This window comes from Melittangium boletus DSM 14713 (genome assembly GCF_002305855.1).
GTDB classification, from domain to species: domain Bacteria; phylum Myxococcota; class Myxococcia; order Myxococcales; family Myxococcaceae; genus Cystobacter; species Cystobacter boletus.
The window spans coordinates 6,253,470-6,277,581 of the sequence record NZ_CP022163.1 but is presented as its reverse complement, the minus strand read 5'-3'; the positions used below and the strand labels follow the sequence as shown (position 1 = coordinate 6,277,581).

Genomic DNA, 24,112 nt, shown 5'->3' with positions numbered 1-24,112 from the left:
TTAGCGTCATCTGGGTGACTCGCCTGCTCCCCGTGCTCCTCGTCAGCCTCCTGTGTGGGGCGTGCTCCCACTCCCAGAAGAAGAAGTCCGCCTCCGAGCTGGAGGCCCTGAAGACGACGGTGGAGGACTTCCACCGCCGGGTGAGGTGGAAGGACTACCGCTTCGCCACCCGCTACGTCGTCCCCGAGCGCCGCAAGGACTTCGACAAGTCCTTGAAGGAGAACAAGGACGAGCAGGACCTGGACGTCACCGAGTACGAAATCGAGGGCGTGGAGATGGACGAGTCGGGAGATCGGGCCACTGTCACCAGCCAGTTCAGCTGGACGCGCCTGCCCTCGATGTCGGTGAAGCGGGACACCGTCACCTCCGAGTTCATCTTCCGCAACGGCCAGTGGCTCCTGGAGAAGCAGACGGGCGGGCCCTTCGACGGCGCGCTGCCCTGAGTTGGCTGCTTCCCCCCAAAAAAAGCGCCCACCGCCCCGGGGCCGGCCGGAGCGATGGGCGTCGGAGGTTCCCCCATGGAACCCCCTGGATGACGTGTCGATAAAGCAATCCGGGTGCCACCCCCGGAGACGTGTCCATCCCATTGGAAATCAAAGGGTTGAGTGAGCCCACCCCAGTGCACGAGGCCCCCAACCGCCCCCGGACATGACAAGCATGTCAGGGTCTCGCCGCGGGCTAGTCCCCGATGACGGAGCGGATGGTGTCGCGCATGGAGTGCCGGGGCTGCCATGCCACGTCCTTGCGCCAGCGCGAGCCGTCCACGTTGCACAGGAACTGGATGTGGTCCAACTCGGGAGGGGGGAAGTTGGCCAGCCGGTACTTGAAGAGCAGGCCCAGGAGCGGGCGGGCCACCGGGTGCGGCACGGGGACGGGGCTGTGCCCGAGCTCTCCGTGGATGGCGGACAGGGGCACCTCGCCAGGGCCCACCACGTTGTAGACGCCCTTGGGCTCGGGGCGCAGGGCCGCCTCCACCATGGCGCGCGCCACGTCCTCCACATGGATGAGCTGCACCATGGGATCGAACCCCGCCATCACCCAGGGGTAGCGCAACCGCAGGTAGTTGCTCGGCGCGTTCTTGATGGTGGGGCCCACGATGTGCACCGGCCGCAGGATGACCGTCTGGATGTGGGGGTGCTTCCAGAAGAAGCTGTGCGCGAGCATGTCCACCTCGATGAGGTCGCGCACGCCCGAGAAACGGCTGGCCGCCATGAGCGGCGCGTCCTCGGTGAGGAAGTTGGAGTTGTCCGGGCTGGGGCCGTAGACGTTGGCCGAGGACAGCACCACGACCTTCTGGACGCCGTACTTGGCGCAGTACTCGAGCAGGCGCGTGGTGCCCACCACGTTGAAGGAGTGGTGCTCCTCCTCGCTCATGCGCGGATCATGCATGATGCCCATGTGGATGACCGCGCGGATGTCGTTCTTGCGGAAGACGTCCTCCGCCTTCTTCTTGCGCAGGTCCATCTCGTACATCTCGACATCCTTGGGCCGGCCCGCGAAGGGGCGCCGGTCGATGCCGATGATGCGCTCGTGCTTGTGCAGCAGCTTGGCGAGTGTCCGCCCCAGGTTGCCGCTGATGCCGGTGACGACGACGGCTGGTCTCTTGGAAGGATCCTGATTCATGGCGCGGTGCTCGGGCGGCCCTCTACCAGAAAACGCCCTGACGCTCCTTGAGGCCCTGGTTGAGCATGCCTTGGATGGCGGACTTCACGGTGCGCACCTTCTTGTCCAGCTCGGTGTCCTCGTCGTCCGGACGGCCGGTGAAGTGCAGCGGCTCCCCGAAGTAGATGCGGTACTTGGTGGGCAGGGGCAGGGGCAGGCCGGTGACGGTGACGGGAAACGAGGGAAAGCCCAGCAGCTTCGCCAGGGGTTTGACGTCCATGAGCGCGGGAGCCTGCTCCTCGGCGCCCACCACGGCCACGGGGACGATGGGGGTGTTCGTCTCCAGCGCCAGGCGCATGAAGCCCAGGCCGAACTCCTGCAACTGGTAGCGCTGGGGCCACAGCTTGCCCAGGCCCCGCGTGCCCTCGGGGAAGACGAGGATGGCCTCCTCCGACTCCAGCAGGCGGCGGCAGTTTTCCGGCGTGCCCACGATCTGCCCCACCCGCGCCATGAAGGTGGAGACATAGGGCAGCGTGGGCACCCACTTCTCCACCATGCTGCGCGCATGGCGGGGCGGGTTGGCCTCCATCAACAGGGCGATGCCAATCATGGCGCCGTCCATGGGAAGCTGACCCGAGTGGTTGGCCACGAGGAGCACGCGCCCCGAGGGCACGTTCTCGATGCCGGACGTCTCCACCCGGTGATAGTTGCGGTAGAGCCACACCAGGGGTGCGAGCGCCGACAGGCTGTAGTCCAGGTTGAACCCGAACGGATCCACTCCGTACTCGTGCTCGCCGTGGGCCAGCGCCTCCAGGCGCTGCTTGCGCTCCGGGCCCACCATGCGCTCCGTCCATTCCCGGAGCCCCTGCTTCACCTTGTCGCCGAGCTGCTCGAACATGGGGGAGGTCTATACCATCGCCTCCCCTACTGGGAGTCCGGCTCTGTCCGCTCGCGCGTCGGACAGTCCACGAGGGCCCCTCCGCGTTCGCGTGGGATTGAAGCTTTCTCCCCAGCACGCCCGCCGAGCGCCCGTCTCCCTGGCCGCTCCGGTGGTTGTGGGCCCTTGGCACCCTGCCCAGTTTTGCAGCGTCCATCTAGCCAAGGAGACGACACATGACGATGCGGCGAACGCTGTGGGGCGTGGGCTTGTTGGCGGCGCTGGGAATGGGCGCGGGGTGCGCGCATAGCGACGCCCGGCACGCGCGCAGCCAGGGGGAGAAGGTCGGCGAGGCCTTCGCGGAAAAGGTCCGCTTCGCGGATCAACTCGCGCTCTTCGACCAGAAGCAGATCGCCCTGGGGCAGCTCGCCCTGGAGCGCTCGAGCAACCCCGAGGTGCGCCGCTTCGCCCAGGTGCTCATCCGCGACCACCAGAACCACCTGGCCGACCTCCAGACGCTGGCGGACTCCAAGGCCTTCTCGCTCGCCCTGGTGGACCTGTCCACGAGGGACACGGCCACGGGTGGCGCGGGCTACGAGGGCGCCATCGAGGGCGCGGAGAAGGGCGACAAGTCCTACGACAAGAAGACCGACAAGCAGGTGAACAAGTTCCTCGAGCGCCGGGATGAACTGGCGAGCCTGAGCGGCCGCGAGTTCGACAAGGAGTTCCTGGAACAGATCGAGGATGACCAGGAGGACGGGCGAGACCTCGTCAATGAGGGGCTGAATCGCTACCGCGATGACACGTCGCTCGCCCTGCTGCTCAGCCGCACGGGGCCGGTGCTCCAGGGCCACGAGTTCCAGATCAACTCGCTCCAGGGCTTCATCGGCGACTGACCGCCCGCCTCCCGGGGCATCGGCCGATTGGCCGCTGTCGGACGGGCCCCCATCCAAGGTATGAGGGGGCCCGTCGTCACGATGCAACCCCCGGGAGGCAGAGACATGCGGGATGAGGAGGCGCCGCGCACCAGCGGAGACTCGGGCATACCCTCCATGGACGTCGACGGCCCCACCGTCGTGCGAGCGCCCTCGGCCTCCCTGTTGGGCAACGCGCAACCCGCCGCGGCGCACACGGCCGCGCCGCGCCCGCGCGTGGTGCCGGGACAGAACCTGGCGGGCCGCTACACCGTGCTCCACGCGCTCGGCCGGGGCGCCATGGGCGAGGTGGTGTCCGCCTACGACTCGCGCCTGGACCGGCGCGTGGCCCTCAAGCTGCTGCGCAGCGAGGCGGACACCGGCCACTCCATGGAGGACCTGGCCACGCGCATGGTGCGCGAGGCCCAGGCCATGGCGCGCCTGTCCCATCCCAACGTGGTGGCCGTCTACGACGTCGGCACGCTCGAGGACGGCGACATCTTCATCGCCATGGAGATGGTGGAGGGGCAGACGCTGCGCAAGTGGACCGAGCAGACGCCCCGCTCCTGGCGCGACATCCTGAGGGTGTACGTGGCCGCGGGGCATGGGCTCGCGGCCGCGCACGAGGCGGGGCTCGTCCACCGGGACTTCAAACCCGAGAACGTCCTGGTGGGCCGGGACGGGCGGGCGCGGGTGATGGACTTCGGCCTGGCGCGCGCGGAGTCCTCCCCGGCGCTGGAGTTGCCCGACGAGCTGACCCTGCCGATGGGTGCCCTGGACAGCCCCCTCACCATGAAGGGCACGCTGCTGGGCACGCCCCGCTACATGGCCCCCGAGCTGCTGCGCGCGGGAGCCGCCGACGCGCGCAGTGACGTGTTCGCCTTCTGCGTGGCGCTCCACGAGGCCCTCTACCGCGAGCACCCCTTCGCGGGCGCCACCCAGGCCGAGTCCATCCAGAACCAGCGCGAGGGCCGCGTGCGGCCGCCACCGGCGGGCGCGGACGTCCCCGCGTGGGTGGAGCGCTCGCTGCTGCGCGGACTCCAGGCGGACCCCACCCTTCGCCCCGCCTCCATGCGCGAGCTGGTCAACGCGCTGGAGAAGGACCCCGAGACCCGGCGCCGGATGCGCAAGCGGGGATGGCTGCTGGCCGCCCTGGTGGGCTCCCTGGTGGCCCTGGCGATCTCCGGCCCGGCCTCCGCTCCGCGGAAGGAAGCGGCGTGCACGAACCTGGAGCGCCGCCTGCTCGGCACCTGGGACGCGAACATGCGGGCGCGGATGGAGCGGGCCTTCCTGGACACCCACCTGCCCTATGCGCGGGACACCTTCACCCAGGTGGCCGCGCAGCTCGACGCCTACGCGAGCACCTGGGTCCGGCTGAGCACCGAGTCCTGCCGGGCCAGTCAGGATCCCGAGCCAGCCGCCCAGGAGCTGGTGGTGCGCGGGGCCTACTGCCTGGAGCGGCGGCGCGGCCAGTTGCGCACCCTCACGGAGCTGTACGCACGCGGCCCCACACCGGACAGGCTGGCCAAGGCCGTGCAGGCCGTGCAGTCACTGTCCCCCCTGGAGGACTGCGCGGATGCCAAGGCGCTGACGTCGACGGTGCCTCCGCCAGGGGATCCCACCGTGCGCGTCCAGGTGGAGGCCCTGCAGACACGCATGGATCAACTGGAGGCGCTGCGGCTCGCGGGAGGCTACGCGGACGCGCTCGCGTCGGGACAGGAGTGGCTGCGTCAGGTGGAGAAGGTGGACTACCCGCCCCTGAAGGCCCAGGCGCTCCATCAGGTCGCGCTCCTGAGGGAATCCGCCGGGGACTACGCCGGAGCCGAGGACCTGGTGCGCCAGGCCATTCCCCTCGCCGCGAGGAGCAAGGATCTGCGGCTGGTCGCCAAGGCGTGGACCCTGCTCGTGCGCCAGGTGGGCTGGAGGCAGGCACGCTATCCGGAAGCGGCCGGGATGATGCTGGCGTTGGAGTCGGCCGTGGAATGCGCGGACGATGACGCGACACGCGCGGAAGCGCTCAACACCGAGGCCATCACCTACCAGAACATGGGCTGGTACGAGGATGCCCTGCGGCTGCACACGCGCGCCCTCGAGTTGAGGCAGAAGGTCCTCGGGCCGGAGCACGCCCTGGTGGCGGCGTCGATCAACAACCTGGGCACCGTGCTCTCGGCGATGGGCAAGTTCGAGGAGGCCCGCGTCTGGTTCGAGCGCGCGTTGCAGCTGCGGCGCAAGACCCAGGGGCCCTCGCACCCGCAGGTGGCGCTGTCCTACAGCAACCTGGGCGCGACCCTCCTGGAGCAGGGCCGGTACGACGAGGCCCGGGACATGCACGAACACGCCCTGGCCATCCGCAAGAAGGCACTGGGGGAGAACCACCCGGATGTCGCCAGCTCGCTCAACAACCTGGGATTGGCGCTCGGCGCGTTGGGGCGGCACGAGGAAGCGCTCTCGCTACAGGGACAGGCGCTGGCGGTCCGGTTGAAGACGTTGGGGAAGGACCATCCGGACGTGGCCAACTCCCATATCAGTCTGGGCGTGGCGCTTCGGGACGTGGGCCGCCACGCCGAGGCGCGCACGCGCTTCGAGAGCGCGCTGGCCATCATGGAAAAGGCGCTGGGCAAGGAGCACCCGGACCTGGCCGATCCGTTGGATGAACTGGGGAAGCTGCTGCGGGAGATGGGCCGGCCCGACGAGGCACGTGCCCAGTACCTGCACGCGCTGGCCCTCCAGGAGAAGGCGCTCGGAGCCGAGCATCCCCTCGTGGCGATATCGCTGCACGGACTGGGCAACTCGCTGAGGGACCTCGGCCGTCCGGACGAGGCGCGAGCCGCCTACGCGCGGGCACTGGCCGTGAGGGAGAAAGCGCTCGGACCCGAGCATCCCCTCGTGGCGAAGTCCCTCGAGGAGCTGGCCCGGGTCCTGGTGGGCATGAAGCGGTGGAAGGAGGCCATTCCTCCCTTGGAGAAGGCGCTGCGCCTGGCGCCAGAATCCCACCGCGCCGAACTGCGCGCCCTGCTGGAGCAGGCCCGCGCGGAACTCGCCACGGAGAAGGCCCGGGAAACGCTCCTGGCCGAGCCCATCCCCTGAGCCACGAGACGAGCGGCTACACGGTGGACGCGAGCTGGGAAGCCGCGTCCCGCAGGGTCACCACGTCGTAGTCGTCCCGGAGCCAGGTGAAGAGCGCTCGCAACCGCTCGAGCTTGCGCGCCACGGGCACCCGCAGGTCCCGTTGCTGGCGCACGAGCGCGGGAGGAATGCCGTCGTCGGCGTCGAGCACATCCACCGCGTGCAACTCCAGGTTGAAGAAGGGCGAGCCCCGGCAGGCGCGGTAGGCGGCGTGGACGGCGGGCCAGGGCAGCGAGGTGACGAAGGTGCCGATGAAGGGGAAGCGCATGCCGGGCACGAGCGTCATGGGCAACTCCAGCACCGCGCCCGAGCCTCGGGAGTAGGGCCGCGTCGGCTCCGGCCGGTAGGGCACCGTCGGCGCGAGCAGCACCCGGGGCGAGTCCAGCACCGCCCGAGAGGGACGCCCGAGCATCGCCAGGGCCCCCATCACCGCCGCCTTCGCGGAGTAGTAGGGCACGGCGGGGAACGCCGAGGAGCCGTAGAGGTAGCCCCGCTCCAGGCACGCCGCGTACAGGGCCGCGTTGAGCGTGTAGCCCGGGGCGCGAAAGCCCACCGGCCGCACGCCCGTGGCCGCCTCGAGCACCGCGTCCGCGCGCCGCAGGTCCTCGTGGATGAACGCGGGCGTCCGGCGCGTCAGCGCGTAGTCATGCGAGAAGCTGTGGCTGGCCACCTCCACCCCCGCCGCGTGCGCCTCGCCAAGGGCTCGGGCGGCCGAGGGGTCCGCCTCCACGTCCTCTCCGATGGCGAAGAAGGTGCCTGGAACACCCACCTCCGAGAACAACGCGCGCAACCGGGGCACCGCCGTGGAGTACACGAGCCCCCGAGCCCTCGCGTCGAGCAGCGATTCGGGCAGTCCCTGGATGCGGCAGTAGTGCGGCAGCGAGTCCAGGTCGACGGAGATGGAAGCGAGCCGCCGCGCCATGCCGCGCCTCACGTCCCGCGGATGCGGATGACGTAGACGAGCTTGCCCACGTTCTTGAGCACGTTGGGCACGCGCTTGAAGAGGTGGATGGAGGGCTGGCGCTTCTCGTGGAGGTTGATGGGGATCTCCACCACGCGCAGGCCCTGGCGCCACGCGCGGATGACGAACTCGCTGGCGAACACGTCCATGTCCACCACGCACTGGGCCACCACGGGCAGCAGCGCCTCTCGCCGGAAGGCCTTGAGGCCATGCGTGTCGGTGCCCTGGAAGTCCAGCACCGCGCGCAAGAGGCCGTTGTGCACCCGCGTGGCCAGGCGCCGCACCAGGGGGCGCTGATCGCTCGCGCCCTTGGCCGCCTTGGAGCCCACCACCATGTCCACGCCCCCCTTCTCCAGCAGGGGGAGCGCGGCGTCATAGAAGCTCAGGTCGCACAGGTCGATCTCGTCGCAGAAGACGTAGGTGCCCCGGGCCTTCTGGATGCCCGCCTTGAGCGCCACGCCATAATTGGGCCGCTCCGAGTGGAACCAGCGCAGGCGCGGGTGGCGCTCGCACAGGCCCTGGAGGATCTCCGGCGTGGCATCGCGCGAGCCGTTCTCCGCGAAGATGACCTCATAGTCCCAGCCCCGCGCGTCCAGTCCCTGGGTGAGCTCCGCCGCGGCGGAGGCGACGATGGAGGCCTCGTTGTAGACGGGGATGACGATGGAGAGAAACGGAGCCATGGACGGCCGGGTGACGTAGCACGCCCCTCCGGGTCCGTCGACCGTCAACCGTTCAGCCGGCGAGCACAGGCCCGGCCCGCGAGGATGGCGTCCTCCATGGAGGAGTACTCCCACTGTCCATAGCGCCCGGCGGGGAGGATGCCCGCGTGCTCCAGGAAGCGGAGGATCTCCGCCTTCGCGGCCCCGTAGGCCTCGTCGTAGAGGACATAGGCGTGGGGAATCTCCCGGGCCCGGGCGAAGAGGAGCTCCTCCGCCGAGTGCACCATCCTCGAGCGCACCAGGTCCTCCACGGCCAGGGCCTCGGCGCGCGCGAGCGACAACTCTCCATGGTGGCTGTACTCCACGCAGAAGGTGGCGGTGTCCGGAGGCGCCAGGGGGGCGTACACCGCCGAGGGCGAGCCGATGCGGTACGAGTGGAACTCGGGCTCGGGCAGGTAGATCCAATGCCAGGGCTGACGGTTCTTCCCGCGCGCCGCCACGCACACGTAGGTAACGGTGGTGGCGCGCAGACGCCCGGCGGCGGCCAGCACCTCGTCGGGCACCCCCGAGGCGCCCTTGCCCACCAGCCGCACCAGTCCCGGCAGTGAAATCGAGGAGATGAGCTGCGAATAGCCGAGCGTGCGCCCATCGGACAGGGAGACCTGGCGGGCCTTCCAATCGACGGCGGTGGGCTCCACGCCCACGCTCAGCTCACCCCCTCGCAGATGGGCGCGCATGGCCCGGGCGAGGCTTTCGATGCCCCCCTCGCGCGGATAGAGGAAGGAAGCGTTGTAGCCCAGGGCATCGCTGCCCACGCCCAGGGCCCCATCCACCACCTCCTTGAGCGAGGGCCGGGGCACGAAGCGCCCCACCCAGGCCGCGGACAGCTCGGACGGGTCCACCGTCCACAGCTTCTTGTTGTAGGGGAACATGAAGTTCTTGGCGAACCCCTCGCCCATGTAGCGCAGGATGAACTCGGCGAAGTCGCGCGGCTCGCGCTCGCGCAGCGCCCGGCCCTTCTCCCCGTAGATCGCCTCCACGTAGCCCACCAGGTTCTCCGCCACCACCTCGGGCGGCAGCCCGTGGGTGTTCACCTGATAGGGAAAGCGGGTGAACACCTCCCGTGAGAACACGGCCGCCTTGCGCTGGATGGAGACGAGCTGGTCCGGCAACCAGCGGGTATTCACCAGTTCCTTGATCTCCGGGTCCCGCAGGTGCAGCCAGTGGCCGGTGGCATCGAAGAAGCACCCCTCGATGACCTCGGTCTTGATGAGGCCCCCGACCCGGTCGGTTTTCTCGACGAGGTGCCAGGGACGTTGCAGGAAATGCGCGGCGGACAGCCCCGCGAGGCCCGCGCCGAGGATGACGATGGGTTCCATGAGGCCCGTCTACCACCTTCACCCGGAAGCCGGGGGTGGCAGAAACCGTGTGATCCACGCCAAAGCGGACTCCTGCCCGCCTGCCCTGCCACCAGACCCTCACGCGCCAGCGGTGTCGCGTTCTTTGCCGCCTGGACGAGGGGTCGGGTAACCTGCGCCGCGCTGCGGGAGTTCGGTCGCTCGTGTCCGAGGGCCCCCGCTGAGGAAACCCATGAAAGTCTCCTGCCCGTCTTGCCAGACGAATTACAACATCGATGACAAGCGGATCCCGCCGGGCGGCGCGAAGCTCAAGTGCGCCCGGTGCCAGAACACCTTTCCCATCAAGCCGGACGAGTCCGCGAGCGCCCCCGCCGCCGCCGCGCCCGCCGCCATTCCCCTGCCCGGTCCCGCCCGGCCCCAGGCGCCCGCCTTCGGCGGCTCGGATGACCTGCACCGGCCCGTGGAGGAGACCACGCGCGTGGTGTCCCTCCCCCTGCCCAGCGCGGCGTTCCGCGACAACGCGCCCCCTCCCGCACGCGAGGCCATTCCGCTGCCCGGCGCCACGCCGCCCGCGGACGACTTCGACATCAGCACGTCCGAGCCGGAGTCGAATGCCCACTACGGCATGAGCGCGCCCCAGGCCCCCGCGGGGGAGGCCATTCCGCTGCCCGGCGCGAGCGACCCCTACGGGTATGGCGGTGACGCCTACGCCGAGGACCCGTACGCCGCCCAGGCCCCGGCGGATGCCGTCGCCCTGCCGCCTCCCGCCTCCAGCGAGGACCCGTACGCCTACGCGGGGGACCCCTACGCCGCGGACCCGTACGCCCAGGCTCCGGCGGACGCCGTCGCCCTGCCGCCTCCCGCCTCCAGCGAGGACCCGTACGCCTACGCGGGGGACCCCTACGCCGCGGACCCGTACGCCCAGGCTCCGGCGGACGCCATCGCCCTGCCGCCTCCCGCCTCCAGCGAGGACCCGTACGCCTACGCGGGGGACCCCGCCCAGGACGCGTCGTTCGCCATGCCGCCGCCCCAGCCCGAGGAGTCCTTCGCCTCCGTCCAGGCCGACGACGCATTCGCCCTGCCGCCTCCGGCGGAGGACACCTTCGCCGCCGTCGAGGAGGACCCCTTCGCCCTGCCTCCGCCCCCGGCGGCCGAGGCCGCGGACCCCTTCGCCGCCGTCGAGGAGGACCCCTTCGCCCTGCCTCCGCCCCCGGCGGCCGAGGCCGCGGACCCCTTCGCCGCCGTCGAGGAGGACCCCTTCGCCCTGCCTCCGCCCCCGGCGGGCGCGGTCGCCGGCGAGCCCATGTCGATGGACGTCGGCCTCGACTTCTCCGAGCCTCCCGCCGAGGGAGGGGTGACCACGGGCACCCCGGGGTTCGACGACGTGGACTTCGGTGGCCCGTCCGCCGGGGCCTCCCCCGCGTCCATCCCCGACGCGCTCGAGTTCGATCCCACCGCGCCCGCCATGCCGCCGGGGGGCGATGACCTCGAGGTCGACCTGTCCGCGCCGCTGCCGCCACCGCCCACGACGGGCGCCGCGGATGGCCTGGAGATGCTCAGCTTCATCGACGACGCGGCCAAGGACAACGGGGCCAACAAGGCCCGGGGCCAGGTGCGCCGCTACCAGGTGCGCCGCCGCTCGGGCAAGGTGTTCGGCCCGTTCGAGGAGGGCGTGGTCGTCAAGATGCTCGAGGACGGCCAGCTGCTCGGCAACGAGGACGTGTCCTCGGATGGCGAGGGGTGGGTCCCCATTGGCACGGTGGCGATCTTCGCCGCGGCCATCCAGAAGCTCATGGAGGGTCCGGGCACGCCCGCCGTCGCCGCCGCCGCGCCCGCCGCCGACAGCAAGGCGAGCAACCCAGCCGCCGCCAACGCCGCGAGCGCCGCCAACATGGAGCGCATCAACCAGCTCTACGGCGGCCGCATGGCCCAGGTGTCCGTGGTGGACACCACCTCGCGCGCGGAAATCATCATGGGCAAGGTGAAGCAGCGCCTGCCCCTGGTGATTTCCGTGGCCGCGGGAGTGGTGGTGCTGAGCGTGGGCCTGGGCTTTGGCGCCACGCGCTACGGCGTCTTCGGCGTGAAGAAGCTCTTCCCCGCGAAGGTGAAGGCCGGCTCCGAGCTCGCCGCGAGCGTGGACGCCGCGCACAAGGCGCTGCTCCTGGACTCCGTCGAGGGCTACAAGCAGGCCCGTGAGCACGCGGCCAAGGTGCTCGCGGACGACGAGTACCCCGAGGTGCGGGCCCTCTGGTGCCAGGCCACCTTCTATCTGCAGCGCCGCTACTCGGTGTCCCCGGGCAGCGACGTGGCGGACTGCCGCGCCGAGGAGATGCGCGAGCGGCTGGAGCTGCTGGGGGAGCAGAACCTGGAGTACGTGAAGTACCTGGCGGGCTCGGCCCTGGTCGCGCGCGATGCGAACGGCGCCCTGCGGGTGCTCAGCGGCGCCTGGAGCCGGGACGACAACAAGGGCGACGTGGAACTCGCGCTGCTGCTGGCCGAGGCCCAGGCCAGCATGAAGCAGAACGCCGCGGCCATCGCGACGCTGGATCAGGTCATCAAGAAGGAGCCCAAGCTGGCCAAGGCCCAGCACGCCCTGGGCAACCTCTACCAGGAGGTGGGCAAGGCGGACGAGGCCGTCAAGGCCTACGAGGCCGCGCTCGAGGCGGACCCCACGCACCTCATCTCCACGGTGGAGCTGGCCGCGGTGGAGCTGCTGCTGCGCAAGGAAGCCCAGAAGGGCCTGGACGCGGCCGAGCGCGCGCTCGACGAGAAGGCCCAGGCGCACATGGGTCCGGCGGAGCTGTCGCGGGCGCGGACGCTCAAGGGCATCGCCCTCTTCCAGCTCTTCAACCTGCCGGAAGCGGAGAAGGAACTGCGCGCCGCGCTGGAGAAGGAGCCCGGCTCCCTCACCGTCAAGCGCTACCTGGGACAGGTGCTCCAGGCCCAGCGCCAGTTCGAGCAGGCCCTGCCCTTCTTCGAGGCGGTGGCCAAGGCCGAGCCGAAGAACATCGACGCCACGGAGGGCTTCATCTCCACCCTGGTGACGCTCGGCAAGGTGGAGGACGCCCAGAAGCAGGTACAGGAGGCCAGCAAGCGCTTCCCGGACAACGCCCACATCGAATACCTCTACGGCCGCATCGACGAGGCGCGCGACAACAACTCCTCCGCCGAGCAGCACTACACGAAGGCCCTCAAGGCGGACCCGCAGCTCATCGAGGCCCATGTCTCGCTCGGCCGGCTCCACCTGCGCCTGCGCCACAACGATCAGGCCAAGACCCAGTTCGAGGAGGCCGCCGCCAAGGCGCCCGACAAGGCCCCCGTGCACGTGGGCCTGGGAGAGCTGGCGCTCGCGGAGGACGACATCGCCAAGGCCCAGGAGGAGTTCACGCGCGCCGTCGGGTTGGATCCCAACCTCGCCGATGCCCACCTCGGCTTGTCGCGCCTGGCACTGCTCGCCGGGGACCTGACCAAGGCCCGCCAGGAGGCGGACAAGGCCCTGGAGCTGGATCCGCACTCGCTCAAGGGCGGGCGGCTGCAACGGGGCACGGTGATGTGGCGCCAGGGCGCGCTGGACGACGCCATCGCCGAGCTGGAGCGGGCCAAGAAGGAGGAGCCGCGCTCGGTGGCCATCCCCACCACGCTGGGCGCCGTCTACCTCGACAAGGGCAGCGCCCTGCGTCAGGAGAAGAAGGAGACCGAGGCCAACAACGGCTTCAAGGAGGCCGAGACCAACCTGATGCTGGCGCTCAAGGGCGAGCCCTCCAACGCCGAGGCGAACTTCTACCTCGCGCAGGTGAAGGCCCGGCGCGGCGAGTTCACCCAGGCCATCGAGAGCATGAAGACCGCCGTGGAGCGCGCCTCCAAGCGGGCCGACTACCACTACGCCCTGGGCCTGCTCTACCGCGACGCCAAGCTGCCTGCGGACGCCATCTCCGAGTGGAACAAGACCATCACGTTGGACCCCAAGCTGGTCGATGCCTACGAGGCCCTGGGCCAGGCGCACCTGGAGCGCAACGAGATCGACGAGGCCATCAGCGCCTACCAGTCCGCGCTCAAGGCGGATCCCACGCGCACCCGGGCCCTCGCCTCCATCGGAGACGCGCACTTCACCGCCATGCACTGGCGCGACGCCGTGAAGTCCTACGAGCAGGCCCTCAAGGCCGACCCGAGCCTCACCCAGGTCTATTACAAGCTGGGCCGCGCCTGGAGCGAGCAGAGCCAGTACGGCAAGGCCATCGAGTTCTACAACAAGGCGCTGGCCAAGACGCCGGACAACGCCGACAGCTGGTACCACCTGGGCTACGCCTACAAGGAGAAGGGCAAGAAGAAGGACGCCGTCAAGTCCTTCCGTGAGTACCTCTCGCGCAAGCCCGAGGCCCAGGATCGCAAGGAGATCGAGGACGAGATCGCCTTCCTCCAGTAGCTCCCGGATTTCCCCCCGGGCGTCCTATTCCGGGCGCTCGGGGCGCTTCCTGCCTTGCCCGGTGCGCGTGGGGTGACTACAAACCGCACCGCCATGCTGGATCTCAAGTACGTCGCGCAGAACTTCGATGCGGTCGTCGCCCGGTTGCAGTCCCGGGGCGGCAGCCTGGACCTCGGCCCCTTCAAGAGCCTCGTGTCGGAACGGCGCGACCTCTACGTGGCCATGGAGTCGCTCTCCGCGCGCCGCAACGCCGCCAACGAGGAGATGAAGCGCAAGGCCAAGGAGGATCCCGCCGCGCTCGAAGCCCTGCGCGGAGAGATGCGCGGCGTCTCCCAGTCCATCAAGGAGAAGGAGGCGCGGCTCAAGGAAGTGGAGGAGGAGCTCAGCCGCATCCTGCTCGTCATCCCCAACATCCCCCACGACTCCGTGCCCACCGGCGATGGCGCCGAGGGCAACGTCCAGACGCACATCTGGGGCGAGAAGCCCAACCTGCCCTTCACGCCCAAGCAGCACTTCGAGCTGGGTGAGAAGCTGGGGATGCTGGACTTCGAGCGGGCCGCCAAGGTGTCCGGCTCACGCTTCACCTTCTATAAGGGGGCCCTGGCCCGGCTCGAGCGAGCCCTCGTCACCTTCATGATCGACGTGCACACCCAGAAGGGCTACGTCGAGCTGCTGCCGCCCTACCTCGTGCTGCGCGAGACGATGATGGGCACCGGCCAGCTGCCCAAGTTCGAGGACGACGTCTTCAAGACGCTGGGCGAGCCCGAGCGCTTCCTCATTCCCACCGCGGAAGTGCCCGTCACCAACTACCACGCGGACGAAATCCTCGAGGGCGAGAGCCTGCCCGTGCGCTACTGCGCGTTCAGCCCGAGCTTCCGCGCCGAGGCGGGCGCGGCGGGCCGGGACACGCGCGGCCTCATCCGCCAGCACCAGTTCCACAAGGTGGAGTTGGTGAAGTTCGCCACGCCCGAGTCGAGCCTGGACGAGCTGGAGAAGATGACGGACGACGCCTGCGACATCCTGCGGCGACTGGGCCTGCACCACCGGGTGATGCTCCTGTGCACCGGGGACATGGGCTTCTCCGCCCGCAAGACGTACGACATCGAGGTCTGGCTGCCGGGCCAGTCGGCGTACCGCGAGATTTCCTCCTGCTCGGACTGCGGCGACTTCCAGGCGCGCCGGGCGAAGATCCGCTTCCGGGCGCAGAAGGGAGACAAGCCCCAGATGCTGCACACGCTCAACGGCAGTGGCCTGGCCGTGGGGCGGACGACCATCGCCATCCTGGAGAACTACCAGCGCGAGGACGGCACCGTCGCCATTCCGGAAGTGCTGGTGCCATACATGGGGGGCATCAAGGAGCTCAAACCCCTCTAGCGCGCGGGCCTCTCCTCGTCAGAAAAGAGGACCCCACAACGTTGTTGCAATGAGCGGAGGATGATGTAGAAGGGCGGCCCACCACGCAGCACGGTGGACCGCGCGGCGCGACGCAGTGGAGGAGTGGCCGAGCGGCTGAAGGCAGCGGTCTTGAAAACCGCAGGTGGCGCAAGCTTCCCGTAGGTTCGAATCCTACCTCCTCCGTTTTGTCGTGTGCGGTTCTTTGACAGGTCTGGCACTGGAGAGATGGCCGAGAGGCTGAAGGCACAGGTTTGCTAAACCTGCATACTCGAAAGGGTATCGAGGGTTCGAATCCCTCTCTCTCCGCCACTCATCGAGGTTGTAGAAAACGCAGAAAAAAGTTGTTGTGGTAGAGCGACAGTAACTGTAGGAAGCGGTACGAAGGAAACGGCAAGCTCCCTTAGCTCAGCTGGATAGAGCGTCGGACTACGAATCCGAAGGCCGGAGGTTCGAATCCTCCAGGGAGCGCCACCTTTCCTTGTCCCCTTTCCCCATGAGTCTGGACGAAGCTTTCATGCAGCAGGCGCTCGCGCTCGCGCGGGAAGCCGCTGGACTTGGGGAAGTTCCTGTCGGCGCGTTGGCGGTCCACGATGGCAAGATCATCGGCACGGGCTTCAACCGGCGCGAAATCGACCGCAACCCCCTGGCTCACGCTGAAATCTTCGCGATGGATGCGGCGGCCAAGGCACTGGGCGTCTGGCGGCTCACGGGAGTCACCCTGTATGTGACGCTGGAGCCATGCGCCATGTGCGCGGGAGCGTTGGTTCAATCCCGGGTGACCCGACTCGTGTTCGGAACCCTGGATCCCAAGGCGGGCGCCGTCGGCTCGCTCTACAACCTGGCCGAGGAGCCCCGGCACAACCACCGGCTCCAGGTCACGAGTGGCATCATGGCGGACGATTGCCGCCAGGTTTTGAAGGACTTCTTCGCCCGGTTGCGGACGAGGAAACAAGACAAGTGAATATTGGAGAGCTGGCCGAGTGGTCGAAGGCACCTGACTCGAAATCAGGCATACCGGGAACGGTATCGTAGGTTCGAATCCTACGCTCTCCGCAGATAGTCTCATGGAGAGGTGGCCGAGCGGTTGAAGGCGCACGCCTGGAACGCGTGTATATCTGAAAGGGTATCGTGGGTTCGAATCCCACCCTCTCCGTCGTTAGTATTGTTGAAGTAGCTTGAAGCGCTTGTGGTCGGGGCAACGTGGGGACGTGAATCCCGCCAGGTCCGGAAGGAAGCAACGGTAGCGCACCTCCGCGTGTGTCCCGGCCGTTCTTATGAAGGAGCCGAGTTCTCGAAAAGGGAACTCGGCTCCTTCTTTTTTGGGGCTTACTTCCGGGCGAGCACGGTCTCCCTCCCTACCTGGGTCACCACCCGGAAGCCCGCCGCCTGGAGCTCCTCGAGCGCTCGGCCCTCGAAGGTGACGGCGCGGTTGATGCGCCCATCCCGCATGGCCGCCTGGAAGTTCGCGTCCCGCGGCCGGTCACACGTCATCCAGGGGATGTTCTTGCCGATGTAGAAGAACCCTCCGGAGCCCCACAGGCCCTCGTTGACGATGAGCAGACCCCGGACGTCGTCGCCCCGAGTGGCCGCGACGATGGCCCGGAACTGGTCTCCCTTCAGGTCCTCCCGGGGGTAGAGCACGCCGGCGAGCAACGTGGTGGCCACGAGCAAGAGGCTTCCGAGCTTGCGTCCACGCTCCGCGCCGAGCCGCCCCACGAAGCCGGCGACCTGGGGAGCCGCGGCTAGAACGAGGAGGACGAGTCCCGGGTAGAGGAAGCGCTCTTCCTTGTGAGCGGTGGCGCACAGGGCCGTGAAGTAGACGGCCGCGCAGAGCCCTGGCAGGGAGACGGCGGGCCGCCGACGCCAGGACAGCCACCCCAGGGGCAGCGCTCCCCAGAACCACGGGGGCAACGCGGTGAGCAGGGGCAGTGCATAAAAGGAAGGAGGCGAGGCGCCGAACTGCCTCGCGGCCTGACCGGACAGCACATTGAAATCCACGTAGGCGAGCAGGGAGTGGAAGGGCTTGCCCCACGTCACCCAATCGAGCGCCCCCAGGGCCAACGCGACGCCAAGTCCCGCGAGGCAGGTGAAGAGCAGGACCTTCCAGCGCCGGGCCCCCACCAGCCAGGCGAGCGCCACCAGCACCATCACCGCCGAGCCGTAGCGCACCACCACGGCCAGTCCCAGCGTGCAGCCTCCCAGGAGCCCCGCGCGTACCGGCGCCTCCTGGCGGTCCAACGCCTCCATCGCCACCACCAGGAAGGCGGCGGAGAGTGATTCGCCCAGGGTGCGGCCCGCGAAGACGAGCACCGGACCGTAGAGCCCGACCCCCAGCACCGCGAGCAGGGCGGGCCCCGGTCCCACCCGGCGCTCGGCGAAGCGGTAGGTGGCCCACAGCATCCAGCCCTGCAACAACACCTGAGGCACGGCGAGCACGGCACGGTAGGCCAGTGGATGCGTGAGTCCCAACGCGTCGGCCAGTCGGAGCAGCCACGACGCCACACCCGGCGCGGCCCAGTTGCGCAGACCCACGCGCCACTCCCAGGCCATCACGCCGTAGCCGTGGGCTCGGAACCAGGCGGGCTCCAGCAACTGGTACACCTCATCCGGGTGGATGCGCCCGAGCTGCGCCACCGCGAGCAGGGCGGGCAACAAGGCAAGCCCGCCCACCACGGCCATGAGCACCCCCCGCCACGGGCCCGGGGAGGGCATCGCCTCGGGCTCGACGGACGGAGGAAGGGACGACGGCAAGGAAGCGGAGACGGTCATCGAGGCGTTCCGCGCGACTCTCTCCGCCCTCCCCTGCCCGCGCAAGAGGGACACTCGAACACCCGGTGAAACGCCCGACCCGGAAAGTGGGGCCTCGCGTTCACGAGGAGTGACTGGAAAAGTAGAGCCCGGGGAGCTGAAGACGTGCGTGGGAGGGCTTGGCGTGGTTAGATTTGTGCCCCCCATGAGCTACCTCGTTCTCGCCCGTAAATGGCGCCCGCAGACCTTCGACGACATGACCGGCCAGGAGCACGTGGTCCGCACGGTCGCCAACGCCATCAAGATGGACCGGGTGGCGCATGCCTACCTGTTCTGCGGCCCGCGAGGCGTGGGCAAGACGACCGCCGCCCGTCTGCTCGCCAAGGCGCTCAACTGCGAGAAGGGCCCCACGGCCAGTCCCTGTGATCAGTGCCAGGCCTGCCGGGAGATCGCCGCGGGCACCTCGGTGGACGTGGCGGAGATCGACGGTGCGTCCAACAACGGCGTGGAGAACGTCCGCGAGATTCGCGAGAACGCCAAGTACCTGCCCCAGCGCGACCGGCACAAGATCTACATCATCGACGAGGTCCACATGCTCTCGGGGGCGGCGTTCAACGCGCTCCTCAAGACGCTTGAGGAGCCGCCCGGCCACGTGAAGTTCATCTTCGCCACCACCGAGGCCCACAAGCTCCCCGACACCATCCTCTCGCGCTGCCAGCGCCACAACTTCCGGCGCATCCCCGCCAAGGTGATGCTCGAGCGGCTCAAGTACATCTGCGCGCAGGAGAAGGTGGCCATCTCCGAGCGGGCGCTCTCCATGGTGGTGCGCCAGTCCGAGGGAGGCATGCGCGACTCGCTCAGCCTCCTGGATCAGATCTTCTCCGCCTGCGGCTCGGACCCGAGCGACGAGGCCGTGGCCGACGCCCTGGGCGCCATCGACCGCACGGTGGTGCAGGACTTCGCCGAGGCCCTGGTGCGCAAGGACGCGAAGCGGGTTCTCGAGCGCGTGGAGGAGGTCTTCAACCGCGGGTTGGACCTCAAGCGGCTCACGGAGGAACTGGCGCTCCAACTGCGGCACCTCTTCGTCGCCAAGACGCTGGGCGAGGCCCCCGCGGAACTCGCCGAGTCCGAGCGCACCGCCCTCACCACGCTCGCCAAGGACGCCGACGCGGCGCAGATCTCCCGCCTCTTCGACATCGTGCACGGATGCGTGTGGGAGGTATCGCGCGCGGCCCAGCCCCGGCTCGCCCTGGAGATGGCGCTGCTCAAGGCCATCCAGTTGTCTCCCGCGGGCTCCATTCCAGAGCTGCTGGCGAAGGTGGATCGTCTCGCCGCCGGCCTCGGCCCCGAGGATGTGCACAAGGTAGCCACCGGAGCGCCGGGAGGTCGCTCCGGTTCAGCACCCTTTCGTTCCCACTGAGCGGCCCGCCGCGCCCACTCCTCCGCCCACGGTGCGCGTGACGAACGTGCGCCCACCGCCGCAGGCGCGTCCCGCCGCGCCGCCCGTCGAGGCACCGGTCGACGACGAGCGCCTCTTCCCCGAAGAGGGGCCCGCCGACGGCTGTGCCTCGGGCGAATGCCTGCCCGACGCGCCTCCCGCGCCCATCCCCGCGCCAGAGCCCGAGTCCGTCCGGCCCTTCGACGTCCACCACGCCTCGCGGCCCGCGGCACCGCCCATGGCGGCCTCTGGCCGGGACAACCCCCGCCGTCCGCTCCAGGACCGGTGGCGCTCGGCCGTGGACACCGTGAAGGACACGTCCGGGCGGCATGCCAAGTCACTCGCCAGCGGACGCCTGCTCTGGATCCGCGAGGGAGAGGTGGCCGTCGCCTACCCGCCCAAGGATGCGTTCCACAAGACGACCGTGGCCGGGGGCAACGGCCGCGCCCTCGTCGAGAAGGCCCTGAGCGAACACTTCGGCCGCCCGACGAAACTCGTGGTGCAGGACTGCGCGGACGGAGACACCCGCCCCGAGGCGGGCATGGTCAGCCTCTCCGCTCAAGACGCCTCCGACCGGGCCGCCTACGAGAAGAGCACCGAGGGCCGCGTCCGCGCCCACCCCAATCTCCGCGCCGCCCTCCGGGTGCTGGGGGGCGAAATCGAACACATCCAGGTCTATGACCTGCCTACCCGCCCGGCCGCTGTCCCGACGAACGAGTCTCCTGACGAGAGCCCCTGACAACGGGTTCGCCCGACGCTAGGGTGCGCGCTCCGAATTACGCCCCTCACGAGGAAGTCCATGCCCGGCATCGACCTGAACTACTTCATCCGTCAGGCCAACAAGCTCACGGAGAAGATCGAGCAGCGCAAGAAGGAACTGGCCGAGGAGACCGTCGAGGCCCAGGCCGGTGACGGCCGGGTGACGGTGGTCGCCAACTGCATCCAGGAAGTGCGCAGCATCAAGATCGACAAGTCCCTCGTGGACCCGAACGACCTGGGCATGCTGGAGGACCTGGTGACCGCCGCCGTCAACGCCGCCCTGGCGAGCAGCCGGGACAAGATGCAGCGCGAGCTCGGCAAGATCTCGGGCGGCGTGAAGATCCCCGGCATTACTTGAGATCGAATGACGCCTGATCCGCTCAATCGCCTGGTCGCCCAGCTCGCGAAACTCCCTGGCATCGGGGAGAAGACCGCGCAGCGACTGGCGTTTCACATCCTGCGCGCGCCGGGCGAGTACGCCCAGGAGCTGTCCCAGGCCATCCGCGAGGTGAAGGAGAAGGTGCACCTGTGCGCCCGGTGCTTCTCCCTCACCGACGCGGAGCTGTGTGGCTTCTGCCGGGACTCGCGGCGTGACGAGCGCGTGCTGTGCGTGGTGGAGACGTTCGCGGACCTGATGGCGCTCGAGCGCACCCGGGAGTTCAAGGGCCGCTACCACGTGCTGCACGGCGTGCTCTCGCCCCTGGATGGCGTGGGCCCTGACCAGCTGCGCATCAAGGAGTTGCTGGAGCGGCTCGGGGACGGCCGCATCGAGGAGATCATCCTCGCCACCAACCCGGACGTGGAGGGAGAAGCCACGGCGCTCTACCTGACACGCCTGCTCAAGCCGGTGGGACTGCGCGTGAGCCGCATCGCCCAGGGGCTGCCCATGGGCGGAGACCTCGAGTACGCCGACCAGGCCACCCTGGCCAAGGCCCTCAGCGCCCGGCGAGACCTCTGAGCGTCGGTGGGGCTAGCGGGTGACCCGATAACCCAGGGGAAGCACCACGGACACCGAGCCGCCTCGATGCGCGGGAAAGCGCAGCCGCCTCAACCGCGATTCCAGGCACCGGGCCAGGGGCCGATCGGCCAGGGGTCCCTCGGTCACCGGCTCCGCCTTGCCCGAGGCATGGATGGTGAAACGCACCCGCACGTCTCCCTCGTCCGTGGGCAGATCGTCCTTGTGACGCTCGAAGCAGGGCGAGACCCGTGCGCGATGGCGCGCCAGCACCCGCTGGATGTCCGCGGCCTCCAACGAGACGCGCGCGCTCGCCTTCTCCTCGCCACGGGGCGCCTCCCGCTCGGCGTCCGGCGAGGCGCGCGACGGCGGCTCCAGCGGCGCGGCGGGAGCCACCTCGGGCACGACCCCTTCGGGCGCGGCCCGGGACACGACGGGCACGGGAGCCACCTCGACGGGCTCGCGGCCCCACCCCCAGGCCAGCCCCCCGAGCAGCACGCCTCCCCCGGCAACGGCCAGCAACGCCCACCCGGCACGCCGCGAACCCGGGCCCGCCTCCACTCGCCGGGGCACGAGCTCCGCGGGGTCTCGCTCCACGAACGGCGGAGGAGCCGTCTTCTCCTGGTAGCGCCGCTCTCCAACGCTGGCGCGCAGATGCGCGGCGAGCTGGGCACGGGTGGGCGCGCTCGGCTCACGCGACAACAGCGCCTCCAACGCGTCGGCGAACGCGGCGGCGGTGGCATGGCGCCGGGAAGGCTCGACGGCCATCGCCTGGAGGACCACGGCCTCCAATTCCTCGGAGAGCTCGGGGCGCAGGGCCCGGGGCGGCGCGCAGTCTCCCTTGCGCAGGGCCTCGAGCACCGCCTGCTCCCGCTCCCGGGCGAAGGGCCGCACATGGGTGAGGGCCTCGTAGAGACTCACGCCCAGGGCGAAGACATCCGCGCGGCGATCCACGACGCCCCCACGCGCCTGCTCGGGCGCCATGTAGACGGACTTGCCCAGGACCGAGCCCGGACGCGAGGCGGTGCTCCCCGCGCCCGCCTGGGCGACGCCGAAGTCCAGCACCTTCACCAGCCCCGAGTACGTCACATAGAGGTTGGAGGGCGACACATCCCGGTGGACGATGTCCAGCTCATGCGCGTGGTGCAGACCCCGCGCCGCGTCGGCGAGCACCCGCAGCACCAGTGGCACGGGCACGTACTCACCCCGGAGGCTCGCCAGGCGCACCACGGTGGAGAAGTCCTCGCCGGGCAGGAACTCCATGCAGAGGTAGGGGCGACCCTCGCTGACGCCCTGGTCGTACACCCGCACCAGGTGGGGATGCGACAGACTCGCCGCCACCCGCGCCTCCTGGCGGAACATCTCCACGAAGTCCGGCTGGCCCACCAGGCTCTCGCGCATCCGCTTGATGACGACATCGCGCCCGGCTCCCTCCCCGTCCGCCCTGCGGGCGAGGAAGATTTCCGCCATCCCGCCCTCGGCCAGCTTGCGCAGGAGCACATAGGCCCCGAAGGGCCGGCGCTGCCACGGACCGGGACCTGGCAGGTCCCCGAGGGAGGAGGAAACCGTCATGCGCTAGTGGAGTGTCCGACAAGTTTTTCAACATAGTCGAGACCAGGGGGCTGGTTGGGAGGAGGATGAGACTGGGTAAGTTGGGTGGATGAGGAGACGACCGCCGCACCTCCTCCACCTCTCGCCTGGGGAAGTGGCCTACCTCAAGACGCTGGTGGAGGACGGACGTACCGAGCAGCGCGTCGCGCGCCGAGCGCGCGTCCTGCTGGCCATGACTGACCCGGACACCGTCGTGTCGGAGTTGGCCGACAGGCTTGAGCTGGAGCGCACCACCATTTGGCACTTGTGCCGTCGCTACGAAGCGTACGGTGTCGATGTCGTGCTGGATGCGCCCCGCTCCGGCCGTCCGCGGGAGCTTTCCCCCCCTGCAACGAGTAGAGGTGGAACAGTTGGCGTGTTGTGAGCCGGCGGGCGTGGGCTTGCAGATGATGCACTGGTCCACCCGGAGCCTGGCCCTGGTGGCACGCCGACGGGGTATTGCCCCGACCCTCTCCCACTCCACGGTGGCGCTCATCCTGCGCGAGGCTGACTTGCAGCCTCACCGCACGCGTTACTGGAAGACACCCACCCTGGACGACACCTTCCGTCACAAAGCGGCCCAGGTGCTGTGGTGCTACGAGCAGGCGCGGCAGCTGGCCCAGAGGAACGAAGTGGTGGTGTGCGTGGACGAGAAGCCCAACATCCAGGTGCTGCACGGTGAGCAGCCCGTGCGGCCCATGCAACCCGGCCTCATCGAACGCCGGGAGTTCGAGTACGTGCGGCGTGGCACGGTGAACCTCCTGGTCAAGCTCGTGGTGCACTCCGGCCGCATGCGCAGCTGGCACCTGGAGAGAAACAACGGGGAGTGCTTGCGCGCCGTACTGCCGCGGCTACTTGGGGACCATCGCGACGCCAGGCGCATCCACCTCATCTGGGACAACGCCCCCAGTCACACCGCCGGGCAGACGCACGACTTCCTCCGCACTCACTACCCGCACGTCCGGGTGCTTTTCACTCCAGCCCACGCCTCCTGGCTCAACCAGGCGGAGTTGCTGCTACGCGCCTTCGCCGAGCGCTACCTGCGACGCGGGGACTGGGCCAGCCGTGACGAGTTCGTCGAGCACCTCGACGCCAGCTGGCCCGAGTACAACCGCTTCTACGCCCACCCCTTCACCTGGTCCTGGACTCGCGCCAAGATGCACTCGTGGGTGGACCGCCACCTGTCCTGACTATGTTGAAAAACTTGTCGGACACTCCACTAGGGGAGCGGGCACGCCTCGCCTGCCAGAAGAAGGCGCAAAAAGCACGAAATTGGATCGCGAGCGGACACCGGCGCGCGCAGTATA

Annotated in this window: 19 protein-coding genes, 5 tRNA genes and 1 other RNA gene; 18 read left to right on the top strand and 7 right to left on the bottom strand. The window is 69.3% G+C overall.

All coding sequences use genetic code 11. The features are described 5' to 3' along the window. Window positions 1-14: 14 nt before the first annotated feature. A complete protein-coding gene (locus MEBOL_RS42195) occupies window positions 15-443 on the top strand; it encodes a hypothetical protein (protein ID WP_245918872.1) in 429 nt (142 codons plus the stop codon). A gap of 235 nt (window positions 444-678) precedes the next feature. On the opposite strand, the gene MEBOL_RS26335 is transcribed toward MEBOL_RS42195, so the two are convergent. After that, complete coding sequence (locus MEBOL_RS26335; RefSeq protein ID WP_095980037.1) at window positions 679-1,623, bottom strand: SDR family oxidoreductase; 945 nt, start codon at window positions 1,621-1,623, stop codon at window positions 679-681. A gap of 22 nt (window positions 1,624-1,645) precedes the next feature. Beyond that, entirely contained in the window at window positions 1,646-2,500 is an 855-nt protein-coding gene (locus MEBOL_RS26330) for a lysophospholipid acyltransferase family protein (RefSeq protein WP_095980036.1), read from the bottom strand. A 215-nt stretch (window positions 2,501-2,715) separates the two neighbouring features. On the opposite strand from MEBOL_RS26330, the gene MEBOL_RS26325 reads away from it, so the two are divergent. Continuing rightward, on the top strand, window positions 2,716-3,375 hold the full coding sequence (locus MEBOL_RS26325) for a DUF4142 domain-containing protein (RefSeq protein WP_095980035.1): 660 nt from the start codon (window positions 2,716-2,718) through the stop codon (window positions 3,373-3,375). A 105-nt stretch (window positions 3,376-3,480) separates the two neighbouring features. Further along, window positions 3,481-6,480 carry a serine/threonine-protein kinase gene (locus MEBOL_RS26320; protein ID WP_170115597.1) on the top strand — a complete coding sequence of 1,000 codons (3,000 nt, stop codon included), beginning with the start codon at window positions 3,481-3,483 and terminating at the stop codon, window positions 6,478-6,480. 16 nt (window positions 6,481-6,496) lie between these two features. Here MEBOL_RS26320 and MEBOL_RS26315 read toward each other — a convergent pair whose 3' ends face one another. The 3 genes from MEBOL_RS26315 to MEBOL_RS26305 are packed head-to-tail and all read right to left on the bottom strand — an operon-like array spanning window position 6,497 to window position 9,518. Then, entirely contained in the window at window positions 6,497-7,441 is a 945-nt protein-coding gene (locus MEBOL_RS26315; RefSeq protein WP_095980033.1) for a polysaccharide deacetylase family protein, read from the bottom strand. Between the two features lie 8 nt (window positions 7,442-7,449). Continuing rightward, the gene (locus MEBOL_RS26310) at window positions 7,450-8,160 is read right to left on the bottom strand and encodes a glycosyltransferase family 2 protein (RefSeq protein ID WP_095980032.1); all 711 of its coding nucleotides are present in this window, start codon (window positions 8,158-8,160) and stop codon (window positions 7,450-7,452) included. Window positions 8,161-8,204: 44 nt separating this feature from the next. Continuing rightward, entirely contained in the window at window positions 8,205-9,518 is a 1,314-nt protein-coding gene (locus MEBOL_RS26305; RefSeq protein ID WP_095980031.1) for a protoporphyrinogen/coproporphyrinogen oxidase, read from the bottom strand. A gap of 211 nt (window positions 9,519-9,729) precedes the next feature. On the opposite strand from MEBOL_RS26305, the gene MEBOL_RS26300 reads away from it, so the two are divergent. From MEBOL_RS26300 to ffs, 9 genes are all read left to right on the top strand, one after another. Beyond that, the gene (locus MEBOL_RS26300; protein WP_095980030.1) at window positions 9,730-13,920 is read left to right on the top strand and encodes a tetratricopeptide repeat protein; all 4,191 of its coding nucleotides are present in this window, start codon (window positions 9,730-9,732) and stop codon (window positions 13,918-13,920) included. A 93-nt stretch (window positions 13,921-14,013) separates the two neighbouring features. Beyond that, window positions 14,014-15,294: a serine--tRNA ligase gene (serS, locus tag MEBOL_RS26295; protein ID WP_095980029.1), complete on the top strand. Its 1,281-nt coding sequence runs from the start codon at window positions 14,014-14,016 to the stop codon at window positions 15,292-15,294. Between the two features lie 117 nt (window positions 15,295-15,411). Then, window positions 15,412-15,498: transfer RNA gene (locus MEBOL_RS26290), tRNA-Ser, on the top strand. 36 nt (window positions 15,499-15,534) lie between these two features. Next, window positions 15,535-15,624, top strand: a tRNA-Ser gene (locus tag MEBOL_RS26285). Between the two features lie 85 nt (window positions 15,625-15,709). Further along, window positions 15,710-15,786: transfer RNA gene (locus MEBOL_RS26280), tRNA-Arg, on the top strand. A 7-nt stretch (window positions 15,787-15,793) separates the two neighbouring features. Further along, on the top strand, window positions 15,794-16,276 hold the full coding sequence (gene tadA / locus MEBOL_RS26275; protein WP_218920818.1) for a tRNA adenosine(34) deaminase TadA: 483 nt from the start codon (window positions 15,794-15,796) through the stop codon (window positions 16,274-16,276). A gap of 5 nt (window positions 16,277-16,281) precedes the next feature. Beyond that, window positions 16,282-16,368 (top strand) — tRNA-Ser (locus MEBOL_RS26270). 13 nt (window positions 16,369-16,381) lie between these two features. Beyond that, window positions 16,382-16,468: transfer RNA gene (locus MEBOL_RS26265), tRNA-Ser, on the top strand. A 30-nt stretch (window positions 16,469-16,498) separates the two neighbouring features. Further along, an RNA gene (gene ffs / locus MEBOL_RS26260) (signal recognition particle sRNA small type) lies at window positions 16,499-16,591 on the top strand. Window positions 16,592-16,641: 50 nt separating this feature from the next. On the opposite strand, the gene MEBOL_RS26255 is transcribed toward ffs, so the two are convergent. After that, the gene (locus MEBOL_RS26255) at window positions 16,642-18,084 is read right to left on the bottom strand and encodes a glycosyltransferase family protein (RefSeq protein WP_095980027.1); all 1,443 of its coding nucleotides are present in this window, start codon (window positions 18,082-18,084) and stop codon (window positions 16,642-16,644) included. 184 nt (window positions 18,085-18,268) lie between these two features. Between MEBOL_RS26255 and dnaX the strand changes: the two genes are divergently transcribed. Genes dnaX through recR form a run of 4 tightly spaced genes read left to right on the top strand, consistent with a single transcriptional unit; the run spans window position 18,269 to window position 21,218 of the window. After that, window positions 18,269-19,483 (top strand): DNA polymerase III subunit gamma/tau, encoded by a 1,215-nt coding sequence (gene dnaX, locus MEBOL_RS42190; RefSeq protein WP_095980026.1) that lies wholly within the window; start codon window positions 18,269-18,271, stop codon window positions 19,481-19,483. Between the two features lie 37 nt (window positions 19,484-19,520). Next, complete coding sequence (locus MEBOL_RS42185; RefSeq protein ID WP_245918871.1) at window positions 19,521-20,240, top strand: DNA polymerase III subunit gamma/tau; 720 nt, start codon at window positions 19,521-19,523, stop codon at window positions 20,238-20,240. Between the two features lie 60 nt (window positions 20,241-20,300). Beyond that, window positions 20,301-20,618, top strand: coding sequence for a YbaB/EbfC family nucleoid-associated protein (locus MEBOL_RS26240; RefSeq protein WP_095980025.1), 318 nt, complete (start codon window positions 20,301-20,303; stop codon window positions 20,616-20,618). Window positions 20,619-20,624: 6 nt separating this feature from the next. Continuing rightward, window positions 20,625-21,218 carry a recombination mediator RecR gene (recR, locus tag MEBOL_RS26235; RefSeq protein ID WP_095980024.1) on the top strand — a complete coding sequence of 198 codons (594 nt, stop codon included), beginning with the start codon at window positions 20,625-20,627 and terminating at the stop codon, window positions 21,216-21,218. Window positions 21,219-21,230: 12 nt separating this feature from the next. Here the strand turns inward: recR and MEBOL_RS26230 are convergent, their stop codons facing one another. After that, window positions 21,231-22,787 (bottom strand): protein kinase domain-containing protein, encoded by a 1,557-nt coding sequence (locus MEBOL_RS26230; protein ID WP_095980023.1) that lies wholly within the window; start codon window positions 22,785-22,787, stop codon window positions 21,231-21,233. A gap of 133 nt (window positions 22,788-22,920) precedes the next feature. Between MEBOL_RS26230 and MEBOL_RS26225 the strand changes: the two genes are divergently transcribed. After that, window positions 22,921-23,190: a helix-turn-helix domain-containing protein gene (locus tag MEBOL_RS26225; RefSeq protein WP_245918869.1), complete on the top strand. Its 270-nt coding sequence runs from the start codon at window positions 22,921-22,923 to the stop codon at window positions 23,188-23,190. Beyond that, a complete protein-coding gene (locus MEBOL_RS26220; RefSeq protein ID WP_157774696.1) occupies window positions 23,168-23,995 on the top strand; it encodes an IS630 family transposase in 828 nt (275 codons plus the stop codon). Before MEBOL_RS26225 ends, MEBOL_RS26220 begins: the two co-directional genes overlap by 23 nt. The last annotated feature ends 117 nt before the right edge of the window (window positions 23,996-24,112 follow it).